Origin of the sequence: Polynucleobacter sp. IMCC 29146 (assembly GCF_021395195.1) — a bacterium.
Taxonomy (GTDB): domain Bacteria; phylum Pseudomonadota; class Gammaproteobacteria; order Burkholderiales; family Burkholderiaceae; genus Polynucleobacter.
This window is the reverse complement of the sequence record NZ_JAJVCR010000018.1, coordinates 1-14,891: the sequence shown is the minus strand read 5'-3', so window position 1 is coordinate 14,891 and position 14,891 is coordinate 1. Positions and strand designations below refer to the sequence as shown.

Annotated in this window: 21 protein-coding genes; 17 read left to right on the top strand and 4 right to left on the bottom strand. The window is 40.7% G+C overall.

Features of this window, described 5'->3' with window-relative positions; genetic code table 11:
- Positions 1 to 368: 368 nt before the first annotated feature.
- A complete protein-coding gene (locus tag LZT22_RS12285) occupies positions 369 to 1,001 on the top strand; it encodes a twin-arginine translocation signal domain-containing protein (RefSeq protein WP_233925593.1) in 633 nt (210 codons plus the stop codon).
- Between the two features lie 53 nt (positions 1,002 to 1,054).
- On the opposite strand, the gene LZT22_RS12280 is transcribed toward LZT22_RS12285, so the two are convergent.
- Complete coding sequence (locus LZT22_RS12280) at positions 1,055 to 1,495, bottom strand: tautomerase family protein (protein WP_233925592.1); 441 nt, start codon at positions 1,493 to 1,495, stop codon at positions 1,055 to 1,057.
- A gap of 202 nt (positions 1,496 to 1,697) precedes the next feature.
- On the opposite strand from LZT22_RS12280, the gene LZT22_RS12275 reads away from it, so the two are divergent.
- The 14 genes from LZT22_RS12275 to LZT22_RS12210 all read left to right on the top strand — a co-directional run bounded on the left by LZT22_RS12275 (position 1,698) and on the right by LZT22_RS12210 (position 11,470).
- Positions 1,698 to 1,940 (top strand): type II toxin-antitoxin system Phd/YefM family antitoxin, encoded by a 243-nt coding sequence (locus tag LZT22_RS12275; protein WP_233925591.1) that lies wholly within the window; start codon positions 1,698 to 1,700, stop codon positions 1,938 to 1,940.
- Positions 1,934 to 2,200, top strand: a complete 267-nt coding sequence (locus tag LZT22_RS12270) for a Txe/YoeB family addiction module toxin (RefSeq protein ID WP_370634750.1) — start codon at positions 1,934 to 1,936, stop codon at positions 2,198 to 2,200. The genes LZT22_RS12275 and LZT22_RS12270 overlap by 7 nt, the downstream gene beginning before the upstream one ends.
- Before the next feature lie 137 nt (positions 2,201 to 2,337).
- On the top strand, positions 2,338 to 2,883 hold the full coding sequence (locus LZT22_RS12265) for a nucleoside deaminase (RefSeq protein WP_233925589.1): 546 nt from the start codon (positions 2,338 to 2,340) through the stop codon (positions 2,881 to 2,883).
- An 84-nt stretch (positions 2,884 to 2,967) separates the two neighbouring features.
- The gene (locus tag LZT22_RS12260) at positions 2,968 to 3,468 is read left to right on the top strand and encodes a DUF2165 family protein (protein ID WP_233925588.1); all 501 of its coding nucleotides are present in this window, start codon (positions 2,968 to 2,970) and stop codon (positions 3,466 to 3,468) included.
- Between the two features lie 72 nt (positions 3,469 to 3,540).
- Positions 3,541 to 3,927: a hypothetical protein gene (locus LZT22_RS12255; RefSeq protein ID WP_233925587.1), complete on the top strand. Its 387-nt coding sequence runs from the start codon at positions 3,541 to 3,543 to the stop codon at positions 3,925 to 3,927.
- 172 nt (positions 3,928 to 4,099) lie between these two features.
- Positions 4,100 to 4,630, top strand: a complete 531-nt coding sequence (locus LZT22_RS12250; RefSeq protein ID WP_233925586.1) for an HXXEE domain-containing protein — start codon at positions 4,100 to 4,102, stop codon at positions 4,628 to 4,630.
- Between the two features lie 251 nt (positions 4,631 to 4,881).
- A complete protein-coding gene (locus tag LZT22_RS12245; RefSeq protein ID WP_233925585.1) occupies positions 4,882 to 5,319 on the top strand; it encodes a TlpA disulfide reductase family protein in 438 nt (145 codons plus the stop codon).
- A gap of 114 nt (positions 5,320 to 5,433) precedes the next feature.
- Positions 5,434 to 5,742 carry a hypothetical protein gene (locus LZT22_RS12240; protein ID WP_233925584.1) on the top strand — a complete coding sequence of 103 codons (309 nt, stop codon included), beginning with the start codon at positions 5,434 to 5,436 and terminating at the stop codon, positions 5,740 to 5,742.
- A gap of 47 nt (positions 5,743 to 5,789) precedes the next feature.
- On the top strand, positions 5,790 to 6,320 hold the full coding sequence (locus LZT22_RS12235; protein WP_233925583.1) for a peroxiredoxin: 531 nt from the start codon (positions 5,790 to 5,792) through the stop codon (positions 6,318 to 6,320).
- Complete coding sequence (locus tag LZT22_RS12230) at positions 6,320 to 7,456, top strand: DSD1 family PLP-dependent enzyme (protein WP_233925582.1); 1,137 nt, start codon at positions 6,320 to 6,322, stop codon at positions 7,454 to 7,456. The genes LZT22_RS12235 and LZT22_RS12230 overlap by 1 nt, the downstream gene beginning before the upstream one ends.
- 6 nt (positions 7,457 to 7,462) lie before the next feature.
- Entirely contained in the window at positions 7,463 to 7,849 is a 387-nt protein-coding gene (locus LZT22_RS12225) for a RidA family protein (RefSeq protein ID WP_233925581.1), read from the top strand.
- A gap of 65 nt (positions 7,850 to 7,914) precedes the next feature.
- Positions 7,915 to 9,807: a tetratricopeptide repeat protein gene (locus LZT22_RS12220; protein WP_233925580.1), complete on the top strand. Its 1,893-nt coding sequence runs from the start codon at positions 7,915 to 7,917 to the stop codon at positions 9,805 to 9,807.
- The gene (locus LZT22_RS12215; protein WP_233925579.1) at positions 9,804 to 10,856 is read left to right on the top strand and encodes a glycosyltransferase family 4 protein; all 1,053 of its coding nucleotides are present in this window, start codon (positions 9,804 to 9,806) and stop codon (positions 10,854 to 10,856) included. Before LZT22_RS12220 ends, LZT22_RS12215 begins: the two co-directional genes overlap by 4 nt.
- A 350-nt stretch (positions 10,857 to 11,206) precedes the next feature.
- Positions 11,207 to 11,470, top strand: a complete 264-nt coding sequence (locus tag LZT22_RS12210) for a SemiSWEET transporter (protein WP_233925578.1) — start codon at positions 11,207 to 11,209, stop codon at positions 11,468 to 11,470.
- A gap of 5 nt (positions 11,471 to 11,475) precedes the next feature.
- On the opposite strand, the gene LZT22_RS12205 is transcribed toward LZT22_RS12210, so the two are convergent.
- Positions 11,476 to 12,150, bottom strand: a complete 675-nt coding sequence (locus tag LZT22_RS12205) for a DUF1345 domain-containing protein (protein ID WP_233925577.1) — start codon at positions 12,148 to 12,150, stop codon at positions 11,476 to 11,478.
- Positions 12,151 to 12,200: 50 nt separating this feature from the next.
- Between LZT22_RS12205 and modA the strand changes: the two genes are divergently transcribed.
- A complete protein-coding gene (gene modA, locus LZT22_RS12200; protein ID WP_233925575.1) occupies positions 12,201 to 12,965 on the top strand; it encodes a molybdate ABC transporter substrate-binding protein in 765 nt (254 codons plus the stop codon).
- A 39-nt stretch (positions 12,966 to 13,004) separates the two neighbouring features.
- Here modA and LZT22_RS12195 read toward each other — a convergent pair whose 3' ends face one another.
- Entirely contained in the window at positions 13,005 to 13,568 is a 564-nt protein-coding gene (locus LZT22_RS12195) for a YqhA family protein (RefSeq protein ID WP_233925574.1), read from the bottom strand.
- Positions 13,569 to 13,771: 203 nt separating this feature from the next.
- Between LZT22_RS12195 and LZT22_RS12190 the strand changes: the two genes are divergently transcribed.
- Positions 13,772 to 14,212: a CBS domain-containing protein gene (locus LZT22_RS12190; RefSeq protein WP_233925573.1), complete on the top strand. Its 441-nt coding sequence runs from the start codon at positions 13,772 to 13,774 to the stop codon at positions 14,210 to 14,212.
- Between the two features lie 32 nt (positions 14,213 to 14,244).
- On the opposite strand, the gene LZT22_RS12185 is transcribed toward LZT22_RS12190, so the two are convergent.
- Positions 14,245 to 14,691, bottom strand: coding sequence for a hypothetical protein (locus LZT22_RS12185; protein ID WP_233925572.1), 447 nt, complete (start codon positions 14,689 to 14,691; stop codon positions 14,245 to 14,247).
- Positions 14,692 to 14,891: the final 200 nt, after the last annotated feature.

Here is a 14,891-nt window from a genome sequence, read left to right as displayed (position 1 = left end):
TCAGCCAAAAGTGGAGTATGCCCATCAGAGATTGGAAGGGTGCATTAAATCAGTTTAGTATTAAGTATGAGGAGAGAATCCCTCTGTAGTAAACGAACCCCGTTTACACAAAATATGGGACACCCTCAGGTATTTGCATCCAAAACTGATCCAATTAATACCTTATTTGCTTTGAATTTCAGTCCAGTATCTGCTCAATATAGACGGCTAGCGAAAGATAACCTGATCATTTGGGCGAATCATAATTTGCTGCAAATGGTGGAATAGTTTTAGGGGCAAAACGCAACTAATTTGTCAAAAATGCTATTTTTTGTATTTTAGTAAACATTTTTCTTAAAAAAATGATATAAATACCCCATAAGCCTTGCTTGGCTTATCTACTGGAGCCGGAAGCTCCAAAATACATTCCAGGAGAGCTTATGAAATTGCACCATCATTTAAATGATTCACCATTTTCTTGTGGTTGTTGCATGGATTTGCTGGATCCTAAAAAGTCAAGACGAGATTTTTTACGATTAGCCGGTGGAATTGCTGGTATGGGTAGTCTTGGAATGCTTATGGGCCCAGGAATCGCTATTGCTGGATCTGGAAAGTATGATGCCATGCTGCTTTCTTGTATTGACCCTCGCTTTCAAAATCCAGTGAACAAAAGGGAAAATGATAAGGGTCTTGGGGGAAAGTACAGCGCGTTTACGATAGCTGGAGGATCTATTGGGGTTGTTGCACCAGCTTTTAAGGCTTGGCACGAAACCTTTTGGCAAAATTTAGATGCTTCAAAAAGTCTGCATAGCATTAATAAAGTAATCGTGATTAATCATCGTGATTGTGGCGCAGCTAAAATTGCATATGGTGAGGCAGCGGTAGCGACTCCCGCAAAAGAAACTGAAACTCACAAGGCAGCGTTGCTAGAATTTAAGAAGCAATTAAAGGTTCGGCAACCCACATTAACTGCAGAACTGGGGCTTATGTCTTTGGATGGAAAAGTAGAGTCTTTCTCTTAGCCCCATCGCTTTGGCCCCGGGCCACCAAGAATCTCGATAGCCCACTTGTTGGGCTATTTTTCTAGAGCCTTCAGTTTCATTTGAAGATCGCTTGATAGGCTGGCAAACCACTCATTCTCTTTGCCCGATAGCGGAAGAATTTCTCCATACTCAATCATCTGGGCGGGAATGAGATCAACAATGTAAATCCAAATTTGATCTTTGCTTAGTCCCGAGCTTTTAATTAAGGCCTCCCTCATTGCTAATATAAGTTTTTCCTTTAGCTCTGGTGGTCTTCCTGCCCGTATTTGTCCATGTAAGAAGATTTGGCTATCTTGGACCGGCTTGCCCCCCATAAAATGTTTGCCACTTGGGGTTTCTTGAAATATCACTTGAGCAAAGTAGGTATTCGCGCCGGTACACGCATTGTGGGTCTTTGTAATCGCTTGAGCAATATTCTCCATTTGTGCGATGCTTAGTTTGGTGTTTGAATAAGTCACTGTATAGGTCGGCATTTTTTACTCCAAAAGTGTTTTGAACTGGATTTACTGTATCACCAACTAGGCTTGGACATCCTAGGCCCTGGACGCTTCCGCCCCGAGCCACCAAGAATCGCAATAGCCCACTTGCCGGGCTATTTTCTTTTGGGCTGGCGGGTGGAATAATCACTTGACAAAACGTACGCTTTTACGTACTATATTGCAAAGGAGCGAAATCATGACTACATTAACCGCAAGTGAAGCTCGAGCAGATCTCTACCGCTTGATTGATCAGACGGCAGAGTCACACAAGCCAGTACTCATCTCTGGTAAGCGGGCAAATGCTGTTTTAGTTTCTGAAGAAGATTGGAGCGCCATTCAGGAGACGCTTTATCTATTGGCCATTCCAGGAATGCGTGAGTCAATTAAAGACGCTATGGCTGAGCCTATTACTAAAAGTAAAAGGGCGTTGAAGTGGTGACTTGGAATTTAGCTTATTCCAAATATGCCATTAAGGATGCTAAAAAACTATCTGCCGCAGGTCTTAAAGATAAAGCCCAAGACTTATTGGATATTTTAGAGGCAAACCCCCTCCAAAATCCGCCGCCTTATGAGAAGTTGGTTGGTGATCTAAAAGGGGCTTACTCACGCAGAATTAATATTCAACATCGCTTAGTTTATGAAATTTTGCGCAAGGAGAAGACGGTTCGAATCTTAAGAATGTGGACTCATTACGAATAAAGTAGGCATTGGTCTAAGCGTGGATGTAGGCATCCTCGGCCTTGGTCGATTCCGCCCTGGGCCACCAAGAATTCTCGAAACCACCTGAAGGTGGTTTTTTCTATTATGCTTAGGTAGAGATTATCTGGGATAAGAACATGAACCGCCGCCGGGCCTTAATTTGTCTATGCAGTATTGGGGCTTTTGGAATGAGTCGAGCCGCTCCACCAACAAGCAAAACCCTTGATGCAATTCCGCTAAAACAGCATGAGTTAGCAATGCGCGCAGCAATAGCTATGGCATTACAAAATCCCATGTATCCCTTTGGTGCAGTAATTACTAATGCGAGCAATGGAGCTATCCTGGCTAAAGGCGTTAATACAACATACGAAAATCCGACTTATCACGGTGAAATAGTATGTATGAATAACTACGTCAGACAATACGGAAATATAAATTGGGGGAATCTTATTTTGTATACAACAGGAGAGCCATGCCCCATGTGTATGAGTGCCTTAATTTGGGCCGGAATTCAAGGCGTTGTTTTTGGAAGCTCTATAGGCATGATTAAGAGATCGGGCATTGATCAATTTATCTTTAGCGCAAAAGATATCAACAAGGGAGGCTTTAGCCAAACCCAGTTGTTGGGTGGCATTCTTGAGTCAGAGTGCGACGTACTATTTGCCAATCGAATACGAGCCTGACAAAATCTCACTGAAAAAAAGTAATTTCACTTTATGCCAATACTTTAGAATCAAATATTGGTGTAATTAACAGGGTGAACAGAGTTGAATATTCTTCGGATTTCTAAAATTATCATTTGCCTGTCGCTCTCTATTTTCGCTCTTTTAGTGTGCTTGAATAATCTGGCGGACTACGGCTCTAATTACGCTTTTGTTCGGCACACCCTTTCTATGGATACTGTTTTTCCAGATAATACTTTGAGGTACCGGGCTATTCTTGATCCCTTCGTTTGGAGTCTTGCTTATGGATTAATCATATTTGCCGAGTTTTTAACGGGCCTTCTGTTGTTAATGGGCGCTATTGGCCTACTCAAAAATATGAATTCCCCGTTGGCATTTAATAGGGCCAAAAATTGGATTTATCTTGGTTGCTTGACTGGTTTTTTGCTGTGGTTTTTTGGTTTTATTGTTGTTGGTGGTGAATGGTTTTGTATGTGGCAATCCGAGAAGTGGAATGGTGTAGAAGCAGCTTTTCGTTTTGTTGTCCTTATTATGTTTACATTACTATTTACCGCAATGCCTGAATCTGAAAACGCTAAGAAATAGAGTAAGACATCTTTGGCATTCCTTTTTAGTTGTGATACCTTTATATATCGAAGACTACTTGAGGGTTTAGGGATGCTTAAAGAAAAATTAAAGATGTTTATAACCCCTTTTTGCGAAGCTTCACCTGCGTGCTTGCTCGTCATGGTTGAGGGTAATATTTGGTTGGCAACTATAGGGCATCTTCAAAAGGCAGTAGAGACCGGTTTTATTACGGGTGCTGGTGTTCTGTTTCTTTCCATATTTACGCAACGTTGGCTTGGCAATAAATATGTGGTGGCTGGTATTACTGGGGGCATGTGCTTTATAGCTGACTATTATGTCCACCCAAGTCACTATAGCGGGGTAACTACAGAAGCATTCATAACGGGCGCTTTTACCGCTTTAATTTCTTTAGCCTTAAATGAACTTGGCAAGAAAATTTTTCTACATTTACGAGATCATTCTTCAAGCATTGATTAAAAGAATCTAGAATTTTATGGCTTAACTCAGGCACCTCGGCACTGTTTAATGCCACGCTGGCCTCCCAAAACCTTCTTCAAGTAAATTTTTAACTTGGCTGTTGTTTATAGTTGTAGTAAGGTGATGCTTGATGATGAGCAGAATATATTCAAATTGGGTTTATGGCGGGCTCTTGGCCGGATTGCTCATGCTTCTGTTGATGCCACTACTAACTTTAGGCTGGCCAACCGAACTGAAGCTTTTCTATTTAACCCTACCTGTTTACATGCTGCACCAGTATGAAGAGTGGGATGATGATCGTTTCAGGATATTTATTAATAATCATCTGGGGCACGGCAAGAACCTCTTAACTCATAAAGCAGGTTTTGTAATCAATATTTTTGGAGTGTGGGGAGTTATTGCTATTTCTCTTTATCTGGCTTTTTATGTAAATCAAGGCTATGGATTAATAGCCACTTATCTTGTTTTAGTAAATGCGTTGGTTCATATTTTGGCCGGATTCGTTCTACGCTCCTACAACCCTGGGCTTATTACCGCAATTGTTTTATTCATGCCCTTGGGCTTTTATACAATTTATCGGGAAAATGCGCATAGTGATGACGCCTTTCAATATTTTGGAATTACTATAGCCATATTGATACATGTGAGCATAATCTGGCATCTACTAAGAAGACGAAAACAACTCACCAAGAATTTTAAATAAGGCTAGAGTCAGGCATTCTCGCTCCTGATCGATGCTGCGCCAAGACCAGAAGCATTAAATCACTTGAATTTGTGGGCTAGCTAAGCATAATAAATAACAAGATGAAATATCGCCAAAATGAAAATAAGTCAGCATATAGAGTAAATTAATAGTCATCGGTCAATAAAGTCAACTGCCTTGCTTTCCCGTAAATGCGAAAACTACTACCCAAATTAATTATTGCCAGGCTCATTTTGGTATTTAGCATCACCATGCCCGGACCGGCAATGGCAATTGAGATTGGTCAAACATTGCCCTTACAAAAAATTCAAACCTTAGACGGGACCTATTTTGAAGTTCCCAAAAATAATACCAAAAACACCTTAATTCAATTGTGGGCATCATGGTGTCCATTTTGCCAACGTCAAAACACCTACTTAGAAAACTTTACTAAACGAATACCTCCTGGGTCAATGCATATTATTACTATTTCAATTGATAAAACGCCAGTAATTGCCAAGGAATATATGCGCAAACACCGCTATACCTTTTCGGCGGCAATGATGACGCCAGAACTAAGCCAAGCCATTGGGAAAATTCGCGGAGTGCCGGTATTGTTAATCCTAGATTCTAAAAATAAGCTAATTTATAAAGAAATTGGCGAAGTTTTTGAAGAGGATTTTGCTGAATTAAGTAAATATGCGAAATGATGCGGCTAATATAATACTTTTAGGCAAACCAAGCGCATTGTAGTATAGTAATTGCTCAGCATTACACTGAATCCCCCCAAGAATTTAAATTACTAATTTTAAGAAAGTTTATTTATGTCACATGTTGGTCACATTTCACTAAAATCAAAGCCAGGTTCATTTACAAAAGTCTGCGAACGCTATCATCAATTTGCAGAACAAGTAATGGCGCATCATCCCGATTTGCATGACGTCATTATTATGGGCAATCAAGCACAAAATAATATTGAAGGTTTTGGTATTTGGGAAAATGCCGCTGATGCAGCTTCACTAGAAGATACCGCTGACTTTGCGGCCTTCTTAAATGATGTTCAAGCTGACTTAGCAGAGCCCGTTCAAAGAAATGATTTATTGGTTTTTTATCGGATGAAGCCAAAAGCGTAATTTGAGGGAATATTTCAATATCGAACTATAGTCAACTTCCCCCCGATTTGCCGATACCTCAAGATGATGGCGCTAGCCGTCATTTAACAGGAATGCGGCTGCCAGCCGTCACATTAAGTGCAACGAATGGTGAGTCGATTACGCTAGACGATAGCGAAGGCAGGTTAGTTATTTATTGCTACCCAATGACAGGGCAACCCAATGTTGCCCTGCCAGATGGCTGGGATCAAATTCCAGGAGCAAGGGGTTGTACCCCGCAAAGTTGTTCATATAGAGATCATTACCAGGAACTTAAAGCGCTTGGCGCAAAAGTAATTGGGCTTAGCGTGCAAACCCCAGAATATCAAAAAGAAATGGCTGAAAGGCTGCATCTTCCTTTTCCGATTGTGAGTGATGAGAACTATCAATTTCAAAAAGCATTAAACATGCCGACCTTTGTAGCCGCAGGAATGACCCTTTTAAAGCGTGTAACTTTGATTGCTAATCATGGCGTAATAGAAGCGGTCCACTATCCCATATTTCCAAGTGATAGCGATGCAGCTTGGGTAATTAGCTATTTAAGGCGGCAACTTGCATAATGCAAATTCATGAGCTGACCACACCTGCTGCATTAGTAAATACAGCGCGGATGTCACGCAATATTCAAGCGATGCAGCAACGCATGAATACACTAGGCGTTGCCTTTAGGCCGCATGTAAAAACCACTAAATGTATTGATATCGCTCATGCTCAAATAGCTGCTGGGGCCAAAGGAATAACCGTCTCTACCCTTAAAGAGGCAGAGCAATTTTTTGCTGCTGGTATCAGCGATATTGTGTATGCGGTAGGCATGGTTGCGCCTAAGCTGAAGCAAGCAGCTTCACTTATACAGCAGGGGTGTGCACTAAAAATTATTGCTGATAGTGCTGAGTCTGCCGCTGCAATTATTGCTTACTCAAGGGCCCACTCTATTTCCTTTGAAGTTTGGATTGAAATTGATACAGATGGGCATCGTTCTGGCATTAATCCGCAGAGCGATGAATTACTGAGCATTGGCCATATATTGAATCAGCAAGAAAATACCTTAGGCGGTGTAATGACCCATGCTGGCTCAAGCTATGATCTTCATGCCCCAGAAGCCCTGCAAATCCTTGCTGAGCAAGAACGTAGCTTGTGTGTGCACGCAGCAACTCGACTACATGCTGCTGGCCTACCCTGCCCAAATGTGAGTATTGGCTCCACTCCAACTGCACTATCAGCAGTGCAGCTCGAGGGTGTAACTGAAGTACGAGCGGGAGTATATGTTTTTTTTGATTTAGTCATGTCTAACGTAGGCGTTTGTTCGTTAGACGACATTGCACTTAGTATTTTAACTACCGTGATTGGTCATCAGGCTGATAAAGGCTGGGCAATTGTAGATGCAGGCTGGATGGCAATGAGTCGTGATCGAGGAACGCAAAAACAGGCTAACGATTATGGCTATGGGCAAATTTGTGATGTAAACGGTAAGGTAATTGAGGGTTATCAACTCATTGCCGCAAATCAAGAGCATGGCATCCTCAGTCAAGTAAAGGGAGACAGCAATCAAACGATCGCCACTCGTTTTCCAGTGGGCTCACAATTACGCATTTTGCCTAATCATGCATGTGCAACTGGAGCACAATTTCCGACTTACTATCCAATTAATGATGAGCAGGTTATTGGCCCAGCATGGCAGCGTTTTTATGGATGGTAATTGCTAATGGCCAAGATAAAGTATTGCAATCCTAAAACGATGGCGCCTCCTGGTGGGCATTACAGCCACGTTGTCGTTGCCAATGGTAGCGCTTATATTTCGGGGCAGCTACCGATTACAGCGGCAGGCAAGCAATTGAATGCCGCTAGCTTTGAGGAACAAGCCAATCAAGTGCTTGCCAACCTGCAGGCCGCACTCGAAGCCGTAGGTACCAGTATCTCCAAGCTAGTTCAGGTGCGGGTTTATATCACTAATATGAGTAATTGGCCTCTCTTTAATACTATTTATGCTAATTGGGCAGGCACAGCATTGCCAGCGCGAGCTGTAATTCCCGTATCTGAACTGCATTATGGTTTTCTGCTGGAGATCGAAGCATTAGCTTTGGTTGAATAACAGCTTCAGCCCAAATAAAGGTTGCAGCTGTAATAATGACAGAATAAATTGACGTGAATAGATTAGTGAATCCTCAAGCCCATCCGCTGTTTTATCAAGCCATCATGGCATTAGAAAATGGCAACCTCATTGGTGCAGAATCGTTATTGCAGCAATTTATCCGTGCGCAACCTAAAAATAGCGCTGCCCTGCATTTAATGGGAGTAGTGTGTGGTTTAGCAAAAAGACATGCAGAAGCAATTCAGTATTTTAGAAAAGCAGTTAAGCTTACCCCGAACGATAGTGAACTACATTACAACTTAGCCAAAGCCCTTTCCGACTCCCAACATGATCGCGAGGCATTACAACACCATCAGACAGCAACTCGCTTGGCGCCTGATAACGTGAATGCATGGGTTAATTATGGAAAATGCCTAGATCATTTGGGCAAAAGTAACGAGGCTTTAACTTGCTACGAGAAAGCAATTTCGATTCAACCTAGTTTTATCCAGCCTTGGTTTAATAAGGGCAAGACATTAAGTGAATTAGGACAATATCAAGAGGCGCTAGCAGCTTATACCCAAGCGTACCAAATCAATCCCCAAGAAAATTTCTTGCTCGGAATTTTACTGCACCACAAAATGTTAATTTGCGAATGGACGGGGTTAGATGAGTTATATAGCAACATTCATGCAGGACTAATTGCTGGAAATAAAGTTGCCGAGCCATTTGGATTAATGGCCTTTACAGAATCAGAACACGATTTGCAGCTATGTGCCGAAATATTTGCAGCCGATTTTTATCCCGCCCAGACAATAATTGCAGAAAACATAAAAAAAGAACCTAAGTCAAAAATTCGCATTGGCTACTTGTGTGGAGAATTTAGAGAGCAGGCCACATCAATTTTAATGACAGGCCTCTATGAAAATCATAATCCAGAACAGTTTGAAATTATTGCCTTTGATAATGGTGTTGCCGACAGTAGCGAAATTCGTGCGCGCCTAGAAAAAGCATTTGATCAACTAATTGATATTCGCACGTTACCAGACTTAGAGGCGGCGCAATTAATCAAACAAATGGAGATTGATATTTTAGTCAACCTAAATGGCTACTTTGGCAAAGGGCGGCAAGGCATTTTTGCGTACAAACCTAGTCCCATACAAGTCAATTTTTTAGGTTTTCCAGGAACTCTCGGGGCTCGCTATATTGACTATCTCATCGCCGATCCAGTCGTAATACCTCCCAGTAGCAAGCAATTTTATGATGAGAAAATCGCTTACCTCCCCAACTCTTACCAAGTTAATGATGCTAAACGCGTAATTGCTAACCGCGAGTTTTCACGAACTGAATTAGGCTTGCCAGCATCCGGATTTGTCTATTGTTGCTTTAATAATAATTACAAAATTACCCCAGAAATATTTACGGCGTGGATGAATATTTTGCGCGCAGTAAAGGGTAGCGTTTTATGGCTGCTGGCCGATAATTTAGTGGCAAAAGAAAATCTATGTAATGCAGCCAAGACGCAGGGAATCGACCCAACACGCCTTATTTTTGCGAATCGCTTACCCCTTGCAGAGCATCTTGCTCGTCATCAGCAAGCGGATTTATTTTTAGATACTTCACCTTGCAATGCTCACACTACAGCTAGTGATGCCTTATGGGCTGGTTTACCGTTGTTGACAAAGCAAGGTACAACCTTCCCGGGGAGGGTATCAGCCAGTCTTTTGCAGGCCGTGGGTTTGCCAGAGTTAATTGCAGAAAACCAAATCAGATACGAAGCTTTAGCCATTGAGTATGGCAATAATCCTGAAAAAATCCTGAAAATAAAACAAAAATTATTAGCAAATAAAATAAACTTACCATTATTTAATACTGAATTATTTACTGAACACCTCGAAGGTGTCTTTTATAAAATGTTCGAGCGCGCGCGAGCTAATTTAAGCCCAGCTGATATAGAGACAACCCAAGCAAGCCCATGAAAATTTTATCTTTAACCCACAGCTACGGTGCCGATGGTGCAGCCATAATGTTAAATAAAACTATTCATTATTGGGTTAATGAATTAGGTTGGACAGTAGCTGCCGCAGTGAATGAAGCAATGGAAGTGTTATATCAAGCAGATTTTAAAAAAAATGGCATTCAGCCAGTTAAAAATGTCGACCTTAAGAATTATGATGTTGTCCTCATTAATACCTTATTGGATGCGCCACAAATCGACCGACTAAATGCTAGTATTCCAGTTGTCCTTTGGGTTCATGAAGGTGAAACCTGGCTTGACAATTCAACCATGACCGCGGGTGACTTAACCCGACTTTTTGCAAAATTCAACTTAATTATTTTTCAAACTGATTGGCAACGGCTGGAAGTGTTTCGTAGCTTTATTTACCGCTTAGAAAAAAATAGGGTTGCGGTAATACCGAATGGTATTACACCTTCTTATTTGGCGGCAACCGAAATACAGTACCCTATAAAGGATTCTACATTTCGAGTCGTCAATGTAGGCTCGGTATATGCAAGAAAACGACAAGCAGATTTGGCTAGCGTAATTGAAAAGATGGCCCAAGACACTTCAATTATTTGTAAGTTCATTGGCGATTTACAGCATGCTCATACATTTGGCCCAGAATTTACACATTACATCAACCAAAAACTACCGTGCCATGAGTGGGTTGGCATCATTCCCCATGAACAAATTAATACCGAGTTAGCGCAGGCTAATTTATTTTGTTTTCCATCTGGAGATGAAAGCTTTCCATTGGCACCACTCGAGGCAGCGAATCTTAAAATTCCCGTTGTTATGGCAGACTTAGCCCCCTATAGGCAGATTGGTTGGAAACACGAAGTGAATTGTTTGCTTTACCCAGTAGGCAACTTGGCTGAACTTGAAAAAGCTATCCGCCGAGTACAGGAAGACCCCATGCTAGCTGCCAAGCTGGCACAGGGTGGCTTTGAGTTAGCCCAATCGCTACCTTTCGATACCTATTTAAAGCAGATCACCAAGGCCATAGAAGCAATAAAAATAGCCTAATTCCTTAAATATAGACAATCTTTTGACTTAGATCAAATAATCAATTGATCAATAGTAGAAAATACCATTCTTAAGGTAATCAAAAGGTCGAATGGAGAAGGTCATGATGGGCAAAAATAAATACAGCTTAAGCAGCATAAAAAAAATCTTTAGTTTCACCAGTAGTCAAAAAAATGCCGCGCAAGCGCACAAATTAAACAGGTCAGCAGAATTGAAGACAAGCGTACAGGGTTTAGTTATGCGCAGCTGGTGCGAAAATACAGAAAGCTGTTTAACCGATTGCCAAGATTACTGCAAAAAAAACGATTCTTAATTAGGGCAGCAAGCGGTGTAATAGAATCAATGGCAGGATGATAAATATTGAAGCAATAGGGCACTTTGCCGCATTTTTAACTACCGCCGCATTTTTAGTGCAAGCGATTAAATCATATCGCACTAAAGATCTGGCGGGAATTTCAATAGGCATGTACATCATTTTTACCGGCGGCGTTTCTCTGTGGCTCGTATACGGCATTGCCCTAGAAAATTGGCCATTAATCTTAGCTAATGGCTTTACCTTAACATTTGCGCTTTGTATTTTATTTATGAAAATAAAGCAGACGCTTGAGAAATAGTCGGCTTAAATTAAGTCAGAAGCAATATTAATAGTTAGCGCCAAAATAGTCGTATTGAAAAAAAAGGCCAAAATACACTGAATCGTACCAATGCGCCGTAATACGCTACTAGAGAAACTAACATCAGCAGTTTGAGCCGACGTGCCAATGATACAAGAAAAGTATAAAAAGTCTGCGTAATCAGGCAATGGAGTGCCAGGGAAAATTAAGCCCTCTTGTAACTTGCCATCAGGTTGGGAAAGATAAAAAAAATGAGCATAGTACAAGGCAAAAATAAATTGAGTAAAGATCCAAGTGGCAAGAATAGTGGAAATCGTTAAAGCAATATGCCATAAACGAGCGTTACCATGAATTTCAGTAATTGAAGCAAGCTCTACAATAACTGCAGCAATGGCAGTAATGGTTGCAACAACCGTGATGGCTAAGACTAAATACTGCCCTTCATCTTCAACTAAGGCGCGGGCACGTATCGAAGTGTGATTTGCACTAAACATTAAATGAATAATGAATAAAACAAAGAGCAAGGCTGATAAATTCCAGCCAATAATATAGCGAGAAATTAGATCTAAGTTTAGCGAAGGTAGCAAAAAAAAGGCAATAAAAAAACCTGCTAAACAAGAAATTATTAAGCGCCATCTAGCTACCATCATGTGTTGTATAGAAATTAGAATTGGGAGCATAGAATGCCAAGGCCAGATAATTTAACTCAGGAGAAGAATATACTTCATTAATGATTAAACCACACACCAAAGTGATAATAGTTTTAATAAGTTTATTGCTTATTAGCAATGTGGCACGCAGCCAAACAACAACTATTGCAGTAGCGGCAAATCTGAAAGAAGCATTTACAAGCATTCTGGCAGCTAACCAAGCGCTTAAATTAGATCAACTAAAAATTATTTATGGTTCATCAGGACATTTCACCACGCAAATAATGAATGGCGCACCATTTAATTTATTTATATCTGCTGATGAGCAATATCCACTTGAATTATATAAATTAGGGAAAACAGTCGATCAAGGCAAAATTTATGCCCAGGGCAAAATTGTTCTAATTGCAAACAACTCATCAGGAATATCACTGACGGGCGACAGGGAGGGGCTTATAAAAGCCATAAATAAAGCCAATAAAATAGCACTGGCTAAACCAGAGCTTGCGCCGTACGGTAGGGCTGCAGAGGAGTATTTAAAGGCCATGGGCTTATGGGAATTAGCAAAACCCAAGTTAGTCTTTGCCGATAATGTGGCTTTAGCAGCGATGTTTGTGCTGACCGGAGCAGCCGATATGGGTATTACGGCGCTCTCTTTAGCGCAGTCACCAGCGCTTACTAAAGAAACCCATTACCTCGTGATTCATGACAAACTATATGGGCCAATTAAACAGCGCATGGTATTAATTAAAAATCCAACTCCGCTAGCTCAAGAGGTTTACCAATATTTACAAAGTAAAAAAGCCCAAGAGCTCTTAATACAGTTTGGGTATAAAGCACCTTAAACAAATAGCGTTTCAAGAAAGCCGTAATTAAGAGTGGGGTTAGTGATGACCTTCAGCATGTGCTGCAATTTTTTCTGATAGGGCAAATAACACGCCAGTAAATAGAAAAACCACATGCAAGCCAATTTGCCAAGCTAAATCTACTTTATCGGTGGTTTCAATCTCTAAAAATGCAGCCAAGAGATTGATACCTGAAAGCGCCACAATCGAGCCAATTAACTTGAGTTTTAGGCTGGCAAAATCAACTCCACCCATCCACTTAGGGCGATCAGTGCTACGTCTTGCAACACCAATCACGGAAACAAAATTTTCATAGCCCGAAAATATAACTAATAGCAATAAGTTTGCTAGCAGGGTTTTATCTACCAGCGAAAGTACCCCCGTTAAAAATTTCGCTTCAGAGTCTGCCCAAAAGTTAAGTGCAAAATGCTGAAACTCATGGAGAAATTTGATCGCCACCAAAACCAAGGTAAGCACCAAAAAAAGATAAAAAATAGAAAGAATCCAGCGACTATTAAAAATAAATTTTTCAATGATATTTTCAAGTGAAAATGCTGAATCGCTCTCATCGACGAGATTATTTTTTTGATTATGGTCTGACATTTTTTTCCTTATCGCAATGAACTTAACTACAGATTTAATAAGTATATCGTTCTAATTATAGGTGCCATTAATAATAATAGGTGCCATTAATAATAATAGGAGTTATGTAATACTACGCAACAAGTTAGCAAATGGCAAATACTAATACGGGCGTATTTATGTAGCTCTATTGGCATTTATCTCAAGACTAAAAGGAGAATATCTTGGCAAGCGTTAAAAGTTGTTTAGAGCAAAAATCTGGCGTCATTATTTCGGTACAACCAAACGCATCCGTTAGCGAGGCTTTACAATTAATGCGCAATAACCGAGTACGCGCAGTTCTGGTAATTGAGGGCAAGAGTCTACTAGGCATTGTTTCCCAAGGTGATTGTGCAATTAAAGTTTTATTGCCTGAGTTAAATCCAAAAACTACTCAGATTCATGAAATCATGACTAAAAACTTGATTACAGTTAGTCTTAATGATGATTTAGATCATTGCATGGGTTTGATGGCCTCAAGTAGCATCCGTCATTTGCCTGTTCTGGAGCAGAATCAGGTAGTTGGAGTGGTATCCATTGGCGATATTGTAAAAAATATTATTAGCCAACAGGGCGATCAAATTAAATATCTTGAAACTTATATCAAAGGCCACGGTGTAGTCTAATCATTAAGCACGGCTTTGTCGGCTAGGCCGGACTATTTAGCTGCTAGTACACAGTTAGGAATTAATAAAATAGCTGAAGAGACATTGCCCTTGGGAGCTTCATTGATATGGGGCAGGTCGCAGTCATAAGTTTTGTTGGCGTATTGTGGCAAACTGTTTGCAGCAAATTTTACTGAACTAATAGCATGAGAAACGCCCACAGGAATTTCATCTTTCTTGAGATCTTCAACATAGTCTTTAAAAATTCCCGGCTTTAATTTATTTAACTGATTTTTATGCAGCTTATAAAGTTGGGAATCTGGGCCGGCGGGCATAGTAATAGAAATTGCGCCGGCTTTAATGCCCTTGCCAGTAGCTGGACTAACCATGCCACACATATTTTCCCCAGCAATAATAAGCGACTGTTGAGATCCGGGGCAGGCAGCAATTGCGCCAAAAGAGACCGTTAGTAAAAAGATGCCAAAAAGAGACTTTTTCATGTTTAACCTTATTTTGTATTAATTAAATACTAAACCAAATAAATCTAGACTTTGTAAATATTAAAGCTCACCTGGTAATCCCCCCTTATTTAACCGAACCCAGAAGTAGGATTCATTAAGCAACCATGGCCAGTCGCTGTTTCGGGGTAATGCCGCCCAATGCCATGTTTGGACGTTGATAATTGTATTTATACATCCAT

What these genes read in the sequence shown, in the direction of transcription:
- LZT22_RS12245 (WP_233925585.1), top strand. Translation starts at nt 4,882, where the DNA reads ATGCCCGGACCGGCAATGGCAATTGAGATTGGTCAAACATTGCCCTTA.
- LZT22_RS12210 (WP_233925578.1), top strand. Translation starts at nt 11,207, where the DNA reads ATGATAAATATTGAAGCAATAGGGCACTTTGCCGCATTTTTAACTACC.
- LZT22_RS12240 (WP_233925584.1), top strand. Translation starts at nt 5,434, where the DNA reads ATGTCACATGTTGGTCACATTTCACTAAAATCAAAGCCAGGTTCATTT.
- LZT22_RS12215 (WP_233925579.1), top strand. Translation starts at nt 9,804, where the DNA reads ATGAAAATTTTATCTTTAACCCACAGCTACGGTGCCGATGGTGCAGCC.
- LZT22_RS12275 (WP_233925591.1), top strand. Translation starts at nt 1,698, where the DNA reads ATGACTACATTAACCGCAAGTGAAGCTCGAGCAGATCTCTACCGCTTG.
- LZT22_RS12185 (WP_233925572.1), bottom strand. Translation starts at nt 14,691, where the DNA reads ATGAAAAAGTCTCTTTTTGGCATCTTTTTACTAACGGTCTCTTTTGGC.
- LZT22_RS12195 (WP_233925574.1), bottom strand. Translation starts at nt 13,568, where the DNA reads ATGTCAGACCATAATCAAAAAAATAATCTCGTCGATGAGAGCGATTCA.
- modA (WP_233925575.1), top strand. Translation starts at nt 12,201, where the DNA reads ATGATTAAACCACACACCAAAGTGATAATAGTTTTAATAAGTTTATTG.
- LZT22_RS12255 (WP_233925587.1), top strand. Translation starts at nt 3,541, where the DNA reads ATGCTTAAAGAAAAATTAAAGATGTTTATAACCCCTTTTTGCGAAGCT.
- LZT22_RS12225 (WP_233925581.1), top strand. Translation starts at nt 7,463, where the DNA reads ATGGCCAAGATAAAGTATTGCAATCCTAAAACGATGGCGCCTCCTGGT.
- LZT22_RS12230 (WP_233925582.1), top strand. Translation starts at nt 6,320, where the DNA reads ATGCAAATTCATGAGCTGACCACACCTGCTGCATTAGTAAATACAGCG.
- LZT22_RS12265 (WP_233925589.1), top strand. Translation starts at nt 2,338, where the DNA reads ATGAACCGCCGCCGGGCCTTAATTTGTCTATGCAGTATTGGGGCTTTT.
- LZT22_RS12205 (WP_233925577.1), bottom strand. Translation starts at nt 12,150, where the DNA reads ATGCTCCCAATTCTAATTTCTATACAACACATGATGGTAGCTAGATGG.
- LZT22_RS12280 (WP_233925592.1), bottom strand. Translation starts at nt 1,495, where the DNA reads ATGCCGACCTATACAGTGACTTATTCAAACACCAAACTAAGCATCGCA.